This is a genomic window from Phytomonospora endophytica, from assembly GCF_014202425.1.
GTDB classification, from domain to species: Bacteria; Actinomycetota; Actinomycetes; order Mycobacteriales; family Micromonosporaceae; genus Phytomonospora; species Phytomonospora endophytica.
On record NZ_JACHGT010000025.1, the window covers coordinates 83,696 to 96,087 of the forward strand.

General features: G+C 70.4%; 9 protein-coding genes and 1 pseudogene. 2 read left to right on the forward strand and 8 right to left on the reverse strand.

Going from position 1 to position 12,392, the window contains the following annotated elements:
* Positions 1 to 55: 55 nt before the first annotated feature.
* Positions 56 to 1,399, reverse strand: coding sequence for a DivIVA domain-containing protein (locus HNR73_RS37610; RefSeq protein WP_184792855.1), 1,344 nt, complete (start codon positions 1,397 to 1,399; stop codon positions 56 to 58).
* A 162-nt stretch (positions 1,400 to 1,561) separates the two neighbouring features.
* On the opposite strand from HNR73_RS37610, the gene HNR73_RS37615 reads away from it, so the two are divergent.
* Positions 1,562 to 3,394: a hypothetical protein gene (locus HNR73_RS37615; RefSeq protein WP_184792856.1), complete on the forward strand. Its 1,833-nt coding sequence runs from the start codon at positions 1,562 to 1,564 to the stop codon at positions 3,392 to 3,394.
* Positions 3,395 to 3,448: 54 nt separating this feature from the next.
* Here the strand turns inward: HNR73_RS37615 and HNR73_RS41305 are convergent.
* Together HNR73_RS41305 and HNR73_RS40505 are read right to left on the reverse strand one after the other, a co-directional pair.
* Positions 3,449 to 3,757 (reverse strand): annotated as a pseudogene (locus tag HNR73_RS41305) (VanZ family protein); the annotation flags it as partial.
* Between the two features lie 2 nt (positions 3,758 to 3,759).
* Positions 3,760 to 5,130 carry a hypothetical protein gene (locus HNR73_RS40505; RefSeq protein ID WP_239122379.1) on the reverse strand — a complete coding sequence of 457 codons (1,371 nt, stop codon included), beginning with the start codon at positions 5,128 to 5,130 and terminating at the stop codon, positions 3,760 to 3,762.
* Between the two features lie 161 nt (positions 5,131 to 5,291).
* Between HNR73_RS40505 and HNR73_RS37625 the strand changes: the two genes are divergently transcribed.
* Positions 5,292 to 7,949, forward strand: a complete 2,658-nt coding sequence (locus tag HNR73_RS37625) for a M4 family metallopeptidase (protein WP_184792857.1) — start codon at positions 5,292 to 5,294, stop codon at positions 7,947 to 7,949.
* Between the two features lie 65 nt (positions 7,950 to 8,014).
* Here the strand turns inward: HNR73_RS37625 and HNR73_RS37630 are convergent, their stop codons facing one another.
* The 5 genes from HNR73_RS37630 to HNR73_RS37650 all read right to left on the reverse strand — a co-directional run bounded on the left by HNR73_RS37630 (position 8,015) and on the right by HNR73_RS37650 (position 11,206).
* Positions 8,015 to 9,199 carry a serine hydrolase domain-containing protein gene (locus tag HNR73_RS37630; RefSeq protein WP_184792858.1) on the reverse strand — a complete coding sequence of 395 codons (1,185 nt, stop codon included), beginning with the start codon at positions 9,197 to 9,199 and terminating at the stop codon, positions 8,015 to 8,017.
* 82 nt (positions 9,200 to 9,281) lie between these two features.
* The gene (locus HNR73_RS37635; RefSeq protein WP_184792859.1) at positions 9,282 to 10,193 is read right to left on the reverse strand and encodes a YihY/virulence factor BrkB family protein; all 912 of its coding nucleotides are present in this window, start codon (positions 10,191 to 10,193) and stop codon (positions 9,282 to 9,284) included.
* 13 nt (positions 10,194 to 10,206) lie between these two features.
* On the reverse strand, positions 10,207 to 10,470 hold the full coding sequence (locus tag HNR73_RS37640) for a DUF4235 domain-containing protein (RefSeq protein ID WP_184792860.1): 264 nt from the start codon (positions 10,468 to 10,470) through the stop codon (positions 10,207 to 10,209).
* Positions 10,467 to 10,802: a DUF3618 domain-containing protein gene (locus HNR73_RS37645; protein WP_184792861.1), complete on the reverse strand. Its 336-nt coding sequence runs from the start codon at positions 10,800 to 10,802 to the stop codon at positions 10,467 to 10,469. The genes HNR73_RS37640 and HNR73_RS37645 overlap by 4 nt, the downstream gene beginning before the upstream one ends.
* Positions 10,799 to 11,206 (reverse strand): phage holin family protein, encoded by a 408-nt coding sequence (locus tag HNR73_RS37650; RefSeq protein ID WP_184792862.1) that lies wholly within the window; start codon positions 11,204 to 11,206, stop codon positions 10,799 to 10,801. The genes HNR73_RS37645 and HNR73_RS37650 overlap by 4 nt, the downstream gene beginning before the upstream one ends.
* Between the last annotated feature and the right edge of the window lie 1,186 nt (positions 11,207 to 12,392).

Consider the following 12,392-nt stretch of genomic DNA (forward strand, 5'->3'; position numbering starts at 1 on the left):
GCCGCCCACTAGCGACACCGAAAACCCCGGCCGCACAAGCGACCGGGGCCTCACGTCACCTCGGATACGGCCGCGGGCGCGGCCGGCGTGCGGGCGTGCGAACCGTCGCGCGGCCGATCGCCCGTGCGGTGGGAGCTAAATCCCCCGAGCGCACGACGGGGATCTGCTGCGTCGGGCGGTCGGCCTCGTAGGGCTCCCGGGGCCGGTTGATGGGCAGCGAGCCGCCTTCGGCGAGCAGGTCGCGCAGCGGTGAGGCGACCGTCCCCAGCTGGCGCTGGAGTTCACCCAGGTGGGCGGTGACGGAGTCGCGGCGGGCGGTCAGGTTGTCGAGCTCCTCACGGAGCGGGTTGACGAGGCTGAGAGCCTCGGACTCGGCTTCGGCACGGATGCGGGCCGCCTCGGACTGCGCCTCGACGCGCAGCTGGGCCGCGGTGGCCTCGGCGCGGGCCTTGAGGTCGGCGGCACGACGGTCGGCGTCGATGCCGCGTTCCTGGGCGCGCTGTTCGGACTCGCGGGAGCGCTGCTCGGCGAGGTAGGCGCGCTGTTCGGCCTCCTCGACGACGTGCGTCGCGGCGTTGACGGCCTGGGAGTGGCGGGCGCTCTCCTCGCGTTCGGCGCGCTCGCGCTTCTCGGCGAGCGTGAGGGCGAGTTCCTGCATCTCGCTCTGGCGCTTGTCGGCGGCCTCGGCGAGCAGGGTGTTGGCGTTGGCGTGCTGTTCGTCGACGTCGCGGGCGACGCCGGCGCGGAGCTGCGTGACCTCGCGGTCGGTGACGGCCCGCTGCATCGCGACCTCGCGCTCCGCGGAGGACTTGAGTTCGGCGGCCTCGTTGTGCGCGACACCGCGGATCTGCTCGGACTCGCGGGTGGCGTCGGCGCGCTTGAGGTCGTGGGCGCGGCGGGCGTTGGTGCGCAGTTCCTGCGCCTCGTTCGCCGCCGTCGTACGGGTCTCGGCGGCGTCGCGTTCGGCGGCGCCGGTCACGGAGTGGGCCTCCATGCGCGCCGACTCGGAGGTCTCGGCGGCCTCGGCGAGGGCGCGGGCGCGGATGTCGGCGGCCTGGCGGCGGGCGTCCTCGCGCTGGTCGTCGGCTTCGAGTTCGGCGGCACGGAGGAGCTTCTCGACGCGGGCGCCGAGCCCGGCGAGGGTGGGGCGCTCGTTCTCGGCGATCGCGGCGTCGGAGTCGGCGAGGCGGCGCTCCAGTCCGGCGATGCGCTCCTCGGTACGGCGCAGCTTGGTGCGGACGTCGTCGAGGCGGCGCTCGGCGTCGACGCGGTGCTGCTTGGCGGTCTTCATGGCGTTGAGGACTTGCTGGGCGTAGGAGTCGACCTGGGCGCGGTCGTATCCGCGCATGGCGACCGAGAATTCCGTCGACTGGAGATCGGAATCGAAAAAGTTAGACATGTGAGTCCATGAGTCTTTTTGTAGGTTTTACGGTGGTGTCACATCATCGCACCGTACGTGCCCATACGCGTGGGTACGACCCGCCGAATACGACGTCCTTTCCCGTTTCGCACGACCTGTGCGCACGCACACGCCTGCGGGGGACTCTCTACGCTGTCCCCCATGTTGTTTGGGGCGCTGCTGCTCGCGCTGATCGTCGTCGGCACCGCCTCGCTCCTCCGGGTCGGCCGCACGCTGCTGGATCGACTGATGGCCGCCGTCGCGGTCGTCGCCGGTGTGGCCGTCGCGGCCGGGTACGCCTTCACCTTCTGGCCGTGGGGACTCAACCCCTACGCGGTGGCGGCCGTGGCGCTGCTCGCCCTCGGCGGGGCGGCCCTGATCAGCGGGCGGCGGCCAAGTCTGCCGCGCCGTCTCCTCGGCTCCGACCTGATCCTGCTGGCCGGCACGGTCTTCGCGACGCTCGTCGCGGCCTGGCCGACCCTCCACAGTGGATCTCTCGCCGAGCGGCTGTCCTACTCGGCCATCACCGGCGACCGGATGCGCCACTTCAACCTCTTCGACGGCATCCTGCACATCGGCGGCTACCCGTTCCTCAACTACGACGCGGCCGCGCCGATCGTGCAGGACGACATCGCCAAGGTCTACCCGCAGAGCGCGCACTACCTTTACGCCCTCATCGACTCCTTCCTCACCGGTGGCAGCGGTCCCGGCGACGCGCTCGCGAGCTATGACCGCTACTACGCCTACGTCGTCGCCGGTTTCGCCTTCCTCGCGCTGGCCTCGGCGTGGGCCGTGCGGTGGGTCGCCGGGCCCGGCACGGGCGGCTGGCGGCGGAGCCTGGCGATGTCGGCGGCGGCGAGCGTCGTCGCGGCGGGTGTGCTGACGACGGCCATCTGGTGCTCCTTCGACCCGCAGGTGCTCTCGACGGCGTTCCTGGTGGTCGCGGCGGCCTTCCTGGCGCGCGGGCCGCGCGGGCCGATCGAGCACCTGGTCATCGGCTTGTCGGCGAGCGTGGTCGCGGTGTCGGCGTATCCGCTGTTCGCGCTGTTCCTCGCGCCGGTAGGGATCTGCGCGGTCGTGGTCTACCGGCGGCGTTTCCGGCGGCACTGGATCGCGTGCACGTCGCTGGTCGCGGCGGCCGCGGTGATCGTGCTCGTCCCGACTGTCATGGCGCAGACGGCCGGGCTGGAGACCGGTGAGCACCTGCTGCTCGAAGGCTATGTGGTGCGGCCGTCGTGGATGCTCATGCTGACGCTGATCGGGCTGGCCGTCGCCGGGTTGTGCGTGCGCAACTCACGCCGCTCCCCCGTACGGCGGGTCTACGGGATCGGCGTCGCGGCGGCCTGCGTGCCGCTGATCGCGATCGGCGCCTACCAGCTCAGCCAGATCGGATTCCTGACCTATTACTTCGACAAGGGCGCGCAGACGATGCTCGTGCTGCTCCTGGTCGCCGCCGGGATTTCGGTGCGGTGGCTGCGTTTCGGGCCCGCGACCGGTGGACGCCGCCTCGCGCTGGCCTCCGTCGCGGCGGTCGCGCTGGGGGCGGTCGCCGCCGGGGCCGTCAGCATCGGGCCGATCCAGTTCGACCGCGACGAGCACGCCCTGGGCGGTGACACGACGTGGGGACGGGTGTGGGCGAGCGGCGAGTTCTATCGCGGCCCGCACGCGCCCGCGCTGGCCTACCTCACCGAGCACGGGTACCTGGAGGGGCCGGCGACCGTCGCGATCACCAGTCCCGATCCGGGGACGAACGCGAACGTGTCGGTCGGTCTCGCCGTGCTGCAGCACGACTTGGGCGCGCTGCGGACGCAGGTCTACGCGACCGGGTACGCGCCGGCCGACCTGAGCCCGCTGGAGCTGGCGATCGTGGCGTCGCCGGTGCCGTTGCGGCTGGTCACGAACGACGCGGCCGTCGCCGAGCACTTCATCGCCTACGGCGCCGACAATCCGCAACTGGAGTTCAGCGTCGTCCTCGACGAGGGCGTGCCGCAGTAAGGCCCTGCGCGCACGATGGACGGGACTCGCGGCGAGCGTGACGACGAGGGCGAGCGCGACGCCGAGTAGGACACCGAGGCCGTTGTTGACGACGTCGAAGACCGTCGCGGCCCGGTAGGACATGCTCTGGACCGTCTCGATGCCGACGCTCAAGGCGACCCCGACGACCGCGGTGAGGACGAAACGCCGGGTCGCCATGGCGAGACAGAAGGCGAAGGGCACGAAGAGCGCGATGTTGGCGAGGCCCTCGCTGGAGCCGAAGCCCCATTCGCGGTAGTGCGCGTAGGCGGTGGGGTCGAGCAGGTCACGCCAGAAGGCCTCGGCACTCATCCGGGGCGCCTCGATGACCCCGTCGACGGGCATGGTCAGCGCGAGGATGGCGGTGAGGGCGAGGAACGCGCCGGTGAGAGCGACACGCGGCGCCCGGACGAGTCGCCCCCCGAGCCAAGGCCCGAGCAGAAGCGAGACGACGACCCCACCCGCGAGGAGCAGCAGGACACCGGGCCGCGCGAGGGTGTCGATCGTCCCCCAGACGACATCGCCCGCGTCGTTGCGCCACATGGCGACTCCTCTCCGTTGTGGGGAGGGGTGACGGTATGGGGGGAGTCTGAGAAGTGGGTGAGGATCGGGCGTGGGGGGTGGGGAGGGTCACGGCGGGGACGGCCACCACGCCCAGCGGGCGAGCCGCATCGCGAGCGCGGCGAGCCAACCACCACCCCCGGTAACTCCGCCAGCCACCCCCTCCGCGCCGCCTGCATCCCTGCCTGGAATCTCGTCGTCACGCCGAGTCTCTCCAGCAACGCGCTGATCCGTCGTCGTGCGGTGTGCACGTGCACGTCCAGTTGTCGTGCGATCGCCTCGTCCTTCAGTCCTCCGGCGAGCAATGCGAGCAGTGCCCGGTCGGCTTCGCTCGGCGCGTCGGATGCTCCTCCCAGTGGCATGGCGGCGTCCCAGACGACTTCGAAGAAGGGTTTGAGCACGTTGAGCAGTAGTCCGTCGTGCACGACCAGTGCTTGTGACGCGGGGTCCGCGGTTGGTGATGGTGGCACGAGCGCGGTCCGTCCGTCGGCGATCATGAGTTTCGTCGGGACGGTCCTGGTGACTCGGACGGCGAGTCCGAGTTCGACGAGTTCGCTGATGGCGGCCATGCGGCCGGGGAGGTCGAGGGCGTCTTGGGCGATGACGCGCCGGAATTGGACGCCTCGGGCGATGGCCTGTCCGACGTCGGAGTCGGCGGCGGAGCTGAAGGGTTCGCAGGGCTGGTCGGGGGCGGGCGGGGCGACTTGTGCGTAGGGCGGGGCGTCGAGGATGAGCATCTCGTGTCGTGCCGTGGCGACCATGTCTCCGGCGCGGCGGGCGACTTCTTCGCGGCCGACGACGAGTTCGGCGCCTTCGACGGGCATGGAGCCGGGTTCGGCGGCGAGGAATCCGGCGGCGAGCCGGTCGACCTGCGCGGCGGCGGCCTCCAGGGCGGACTGCTGTTCGTGAAGTCCGGCGAGGCGGCGGTGCAGGACGGACCGCAGCGCGACGGACGGCGCGACGGGTCCGCGCGGGGTGAGGAATCCGAGGTCGGCGAGGCGTTCGACGTCGCCGCGGACGTCGGGTACGGTGCGGTCGAGCTGGGCGGCGAGTCTTTCGGGTCGCGCGGGCCCGCCGTCGCGCAGTAGCGCGCGGTACAGGGCCGCCTCATCGGAGTCGAGTCCGACCCAGTCCGCGAGGGGCTGTTCGCTCTCCATTCGATCGAGTCTGACCTCCGGACGGCTGCGCCCACAAGTCTTCATGTCCACAACTGGGCACCCGAAAGTATTGATCATCGATCTCCAAGGTTCTTGAATGAGAGCGCCCCCGACCCGCTTCCCCAACGGGTCCCCTCTCAGACGAGCCCATTGGAGTACACGTGTCCAGATCACGTGCCCGCCTGCTGGCGCTGACGACGGCCGCGTGTGCCGCCGCGGCGTTGGTCACGGCGTCGCCCGCGCACGCCGAGGACGGCATCGATCCGTCCGCGGTCGTGCCGGGCACCGGTACCGACACCCCCGCCCAGGTCAGCGGTGACGAGCAGACGGTCTCGGCTGACGAGCCCGTCGCCGCGGCCAAGGAGTACCTCGGCGACCACGCCTCGACTTTCGCCATCGACGGCGCCGAGCTGAGCCCGATCGGCACCTACGCCGCAGACGGCACCGAGACGGTCCGCTTCGCCCAGAGCCACAACGGTGTTCCGGTCTTCGGCGCGCAGTACCTGGTGCACATGCGCCCGAAGGGCGGTGACACCACGGTCCTCGGCGCCAACGGCACCTACTACAGCGATCTGTCGGTCGACACGACGGCGACGGCCGCGCCGGAGTCGGCGATCGAGCAGGCGCGGATCTACGTCGCCGACCAGCTCGCCGGGGGCCGCTTCAGCGACGGCCCGGACGAGACGGTGACCGCCGCCTCGAACGGTCTGGTGATCGTGCCCGACGGCACCGGCACCCTGGCCTACCACGTCACGGTGTCCACTGTGGCCCCTGAGGCCGGTACTCCGGTCGTCAAGGAGGTCTACGTCGACGCCGACACCGCGTGGCCGCTGTTCTCCTACGACGGCATCCAGTTCTCCTCGCCCGTCGAGGGCACGGGCGTCGACTACGACGGCGACGAGGTTCCGCTCGGCCTGACGCAGGCCGACGACGGCTCCTTCCAGATGGTCGACCAGTCGCAGGACTCGACGATCAGCACCTACGACGGCCGCGCCTACGACGTCGGCGAGGTCCTCGGCCGGATGCCGGCCGACATCCCGGTGTTCGTCGGCCCGACCGCGCACTTCGACGGTGAGGCCACCGAGTCGGGCGCGGTCGACGCGCACGCCAACGCCGCCCACGTCTACGACTTCTACGCCGGTCTCGGCCGCAACGGCCTCGACGGGCAGGGCGGCGCGATGACCTCCGTCGTCGGCGTCACCAACTGGGGCCAGCCCTTTATCAACGCCTTCTGGGACGGCCAGAAGATGGTCTACGGCGGCGGCGACGCCGAGTACAAGACCCTCTCGGCCGACCTCGACGTCGTCGGGCACGAGATGACCCACGGCGTGGTCGAGCACTCCGCCGGGCTCATCTACGCCCACCAGTCGGGCGCGATGAACGAGGCGGTCGCCGACTACTTCGGCAACGCCATCGACGTCGACGTCACCGGCACCTCCATGCGCGACCCCGACGCCGGGCTCCTCGGCGAGGACCTGTGCCGGACCGCGAGCCCGCGCGACTGCGCCCTGCGGGACCTCAACGACGGCCGCACCACCGCCGACTACGAGGGCCTGACCTGGGAGTACGACAACGGCGGCGTGCACGCCAACTCCACGATCTTCTCCGGTGCCCTGTGGGACATCCGCGAGACGATCGGTTCGGCGAAGGCCGACAAGCTCATCTACAAGGCCCTCACCGAGTACATGACCCCGACCGACGACTTCGTCGACGGCCGCAACGCCGTCGTCCAGGCCGCGTTCGACTCGCGCATCGGCCTGGTGTCGCTCGGCCGCGTCATCGCCGCCTTCGTCCGCCACGGCATCATCGACGGCTGGGAGGAGCGCTCCGGCGACGCCACGATCCTCATGGAGGACATCACCGCCGAGCGCACCGGTCCCAGCGCGGCCGGCGGCTGGTGGGTCGCGCCGAAGGGCGACATCGACGGCGACGGCGCCTACGCGATGTACTCCGGCCGCACCAACGGCAAGGGCGACCCGATCAAGCTCGCCGACCCCGTCGACGACCGTTTCAACGTCTACCCCGCCACCGACGGCAAGTGGGCCGTGTGGTGGGCCTGGGGCGCCAGTAACGCGCAGCTGATGCGGGCGCCCGTGGACGGTTCGGCGCCGCCGGAGGTCCTGTGGACCACGCTGAGCCCGTCGAACACGTCGGTCGACGGCGACTGGATCTCGTGGAACACCACGCACCCGATCGCCGGGCGCAAGCAGTGGTACATGAACGCCAACGACCCCGCGGGCACCGCCCAGATGGTCGAGAGCACCTACTACAAGAGCAGCGGCTTCGGCGAGGTGCGCGACGGGAGCCTGTACTACCTGCTCCGCCAGCCCGACCGCACGCCCGGCGGTAACGGCGCCTACCACCTCAACATCGCCGTGCGGGACATGACGACCGGGACCGAGACCCTCCTGCCGGAGATCCTCGACGACAGCGGTGAGAGCTTCGCCGGGATGTACGCGCTCAAGCTGACCGACGAGCACATCGTCGTCGGCGTCGACCAGACCGCGGGCGGAAGCGCCGGGATCTGGCGGATGGACCACGACGGCACGAACGTCAAGGTCCTCGTCAAGGAGACCGACGGCCCACTGCTCGGCGACTACGACGCCACCGACGACGCGGTCACCTTCGAGGACTGGCCCGGCCCGACGGTTCCGCAGGTCTGGCAGATCGGCATCGACGGCGGGAGGATCGCCAAGATGTCGTGCGCCGACGGCCTCCAGTTCCGGGTCACCGCCGACGAGGGCCGCCGCGCGGTCTGGCTCGACGGTTCCTACGGGACCACGGCTCTGGTGTCGCGGTCGAAGCCCTCGCGCTGCTGAGGTCGGCAAGGCTTTACCGGTAATGAGGGGCCCGCGCTCAGCCCAGCGCGGGCCCTTCGCCGTGTCTAGGAACCGGTGATCAGGTCGCTGATGAGGCGGTCGACGGGCCCGGTCGCCCGGTCGCCCGCGTTGCTCAGGGTCACCGCGACCCACTCGCCGCGCGGATAGCGTTCGACGTTCGCCGACACGCCCGGCGCGCCGCCGCCGTGGCCGACGGCCCAATCCCGGTCGGCGACGAGCCGCAGCGCGGGCGCGTAGGAGTAGAAGGTGTCCAGGCGGGGCTTCGACGGGTCGGGCGGGAGGTCCGGGCGGCGGCCTTTCGGGCTCGTCGCGAGGTGGGTGTGGGGGGCGTTGAGGAGCCGGTCGGTGTAGAGCGCGTTCATGAAGCGCTCCAGGTCGGCCGCGTCGGCGAAGGAGCTGCCCGCCGGTGAGCCGATGTGGAAGTGCGCGGATTCCAGGACGTCGGCGCCGTCCTGGTAGGGCCGCGCGATGGTGGTGTCCGAGCGCCATACGTCCTTGGTGAAGAAGCCCGAGCGGCGCATCCCGGCACGCGCGAAGACGTGCTCGGCGACGTAGTCGTAGTACGAGCGGCCCGACACCGCGGCGACGATCGCGCCGAGGACGTAGAAGCCGGAGTTGCTGTAGACGTGCCTGCCGCCCGCCGGGAAGGCGAGCGGGTCGCGCCGGACGAAGGACAGGCCGCCCTCCCACGCGTCGGCGACGGTCGCCCAGCCCGGCGCCTCGTCGAAGAAGCCGGGCACCCGCATGTAGTCGCCCAGACCGGAGGTGTGGGTGAGGAGGTGGTGGGGTGTGACGGTGCGCGCGACGTCCGCGGCGAACCCGTCGAGGTAGGTGCCGATGGGCGCGGACAGGTCGACCCGGTGCTCCTGCACGAGGCGCAGGAGGGCGACGGCGGTGAACATCTTGGTGACCGACCCGACGCAGAAGCGCGTGCCGCGGGTGTTGGCGGTGCCGGTGGCGCGGTCGGCCATGCCCACCGACCGTTCGAGGACCGTGCGGCCCTTGCGGGTGACGCGAACCGTGCCGGAGAAGGCGCCTTCGGAGTGGAGACGGCGGATGAGCCGGTCGACCTCCCCGCCGGGCCGCAGGCCGGGCGGTACGTGGGAGCCCTCGTCGGCGGCGGCGGGCTCCTCGCCCACGGCGAGGGCGGCGCCCGCGGCGAACGGGACGGCGGCGCCGAGAAGGCCGAGCATGGAACGGCGCGAGGTCGCGAAGGTGGGTCTCGTCATGTCCGGAGACGCTATGTGCCGTTTCGGTACGCGCGCGTCCGTCGTGGGACAGAGGTGCGGGTATGTCCGAAGGCGGAGACGGTCACTCCGGTACAGGCGCGCGGGGCTCGACCTTGTCCTCGTCGCGCAGTTCGACGAAGGGTTCGGCGTCGGCGGGCCGCAGCCCGTCGTCGACGGCCTTCGCCCGGCGCAGTTCCGCGTCGAACTCCAGGCCGAGCAGGACCGCGCAGTTGGAGATCCACAGCCACACGAAGAAGACGATGACACCGCCGAGAGTGCCGTAGGTCTTGTCGTAGGAGCCGAAGTTCGCCGCGTACAGACCGAACCCGGCCGAGGCGACGATCCAGAGCACGACCGCGAGGAGGCTGCCCGCCGACACCAGACGGAAGCGCCCGACGCGGGCGTTGGGCGAAGCCCAGTACAGCAACCCGAAGATCAGCGAGACCAGGAGGACGAGCACCGGCCACTTGGCGATGTTCCACCCCGAGACGGCCGCGCCGCCGAAACCGAGTTTCGCCCCGGCCCACTCAGCGGCCGGGCCGGTGAAGACGACGATGAGACCGCAGATCGCGAGCATGACGCCGACGATGACGGTCAGCAGCAACTGCAAGGGAACCGTCTTCCAGAAGGGACGGCCCTCGGGCACGTCGTAGACCACATTGGACGCTCGAATGAACGCGCCTATGTAGCCCGACGCGGCCCACAGGGCCGTGACCAGACCGACGATGAACACGACCGGCGCGCCGCCGGAGTCCTGGATGCCGTGGGCGCCCTGGGTGAGCAGGTCGCGGGCCGGACCGGGCGCGATCGCGCCCAGCTGGTCGATGAGGGGCTGAGTGGCCGACTGGCCGAGCATGCCGAACACCGAGACCATGACCAGCAGGCCCGGGAAGATCGACAGGACGCCGTAGTACGTCAGCGCCGCGGCCCGATCGGTCAGGTTGTCGTCGGCGAACTCCTTGACCGTGCTCTTGACGACGCCCCAGATCTTCATGACTCCCCCGTCGTCAGCGACGGCCGCTCCCACCGGACAGGCGGCGGACGCCGGCGGCGCCCCCACGGTCGATGGCGGCCTTCACGATCGCGAAAATGGCGCCCTGGAGGGCGGCCGCGGTCAGGATCTCGCCCCAGCCCTTGTCGGCGTCGGTGGCGTCGGGCGCGTCGTCGTCGCCCGTCGACAGGCGCCAGACCTGCTTGAAGGCCCAGCCGGCGACGAGACCACCGGCGACCCCCGCGATGAGACCGAAAGGCTTGTACAGCAGGTTCTTCACCGTTTACCTCCAAACGCGCGCCACAACATCAAGCCCGCGGCGACGACACCGCCGACGGCGATGACCACGACGGCGACCGGCACGTCGTGCAGGACCCTGAGACCCGTTGAGGCGCGGTCCTCGATGGACTCCCGCACCTCGTGCAGGGCCTTGCCCGCACGTGCCTTCACGTCGAGTTTCGCGGTCAGCGCCGCGACGGTGTCGCCGAGCTCGGCGCGCGTGGCGGCGATGTCGGCGCGGATATCGTCGATGTCCTCCGGCGGAGAAGGCGGCGGAGGCGGCGGGGACAAGGAGGCGCCGTGGACGACGTCATCGTTCTCGGCGGTGCTCATGACCCGTTCTCCTCTCCCCGCAGTGTCGCGATGTCGGCCTGGACGCTCTCGACGGTCTCCGTCGGTTTGAGCGGGACAGCGCGCTTGACGCGCGCTCGCCCGACCAGTGCCATCACACCGGCGATGAGCAGGATGAAGACGCCGACGAGAAGAGCCGACAGCCACGCGGGCATGACCAGCGCGAGCGCCAGCACCCCGGCGGCGATCAGCACGCCGATGCCGTAGAGGAGGAAGACGCCGCTTCCTCCGAAAAGTCCGATGCCGACCCCGGCGTTCTTGCCCTTCTGCGCCATTTCGGCGCGCGCCAGGGCCAGTTCATCGCGAACGAGGTGGGACATCTGCTCAGTCGCGCGGCGGACGAGCTCGGCAGTGGACGCCTCCGCCGCGGTGGGTGCCTCCGTCATGATCGCTCCCTCCGCTGACCCCTGGATACCCCGGAGAAACGGTTCGAAACCGGCTTCCGGCTCCACTATCGCCCCGAAGCGCGCGTCGGAGGGGGAGAACGGCGAAGAGCGAGGGGGTCCACGGCCCCACCAGCCATGGACCCCTCACGAGGGGAGGGTCGTCTCAGCCCCGCTCAGCCGGCGCGCGCGGAGGAACCGCGCCCGCCGCCACGGCCCGCACGATCGGGCAGGGGTAGGGCAATCCGTCGTCCTTGCAGAGACCATCCGGGTTGGGTCCGTGAATGTGTCCGGCATCGTGATCGACGAAACGATCATCGACCGTCCTGGGGCGGCCGGTCGTTGGAGTCTTCATTGGACGGTGTGCTCCTAGTGATCCGGCCGGGCGGTGCTCAGCCGCCCGACGGCTGTTTCGATGGAACCAACTTCAACACGCCGAAGACAAATTGGCGGTCGTCAAGTTGACACTCAGGCATGGGATTCAACCAGACGGGAACGCCCCTGACCTGGGAACTTGTGTAGACAAGTCGGAGGAATTGACTGTGGGTGATCGAGGCAAAGGCGTATTGACGCGGGGGTGACCTGGGGTGTTCCGGGGGTGAGAAATCGCGTGCACAGTGTTGCGGGGTGGGAAGGGGGCGGAATTCCGGGTTTTAGTGCGGGAAGAGGGAGTGAGTGACTGATTTCCGACTGAATGGCGGTGCTCGGGAGTGGGCGGGAGGTTTGGCGGGAGGTTTGGGGTCGCCGGGGGTACGCGTCCGCCGAAACCGCGCTCGCGAGGTTCGCTTTCGCTGGGCCTGTGCTCGCTGGGCGTGTGCTCGCTGTGCCTGCGCTCGCCGTGCCTGCGCTCGCCGTGTGCCGTGTCGCCGACCGAGACCACCGCCACCTCTCCCGCCGCCAGCACCCCCGCCTTCCCCGCCTCTCTCGGGCTAGGGCGCGTGCGGGTGGGGGTGGTGTTGATCTCGCGGTGTGTTCCCGCGTTCGCCGGGAAGCCATACCCACCACACGACCGTGACCTTCGAGAACAGACCCCAGGGTCGCGCGCAGCGCGACACACCCCCAGGCGTCTACCTGTGTCTCCGTCGCTTCGGCCGTTGATTGGACGACATGAAGGTTCTGGGGCTGTCAAGGGCGCTCTTTCCCTTGACAGCCCCAGGTTCTTCATGTGCCCTTGAAAAGGCCGATTAGA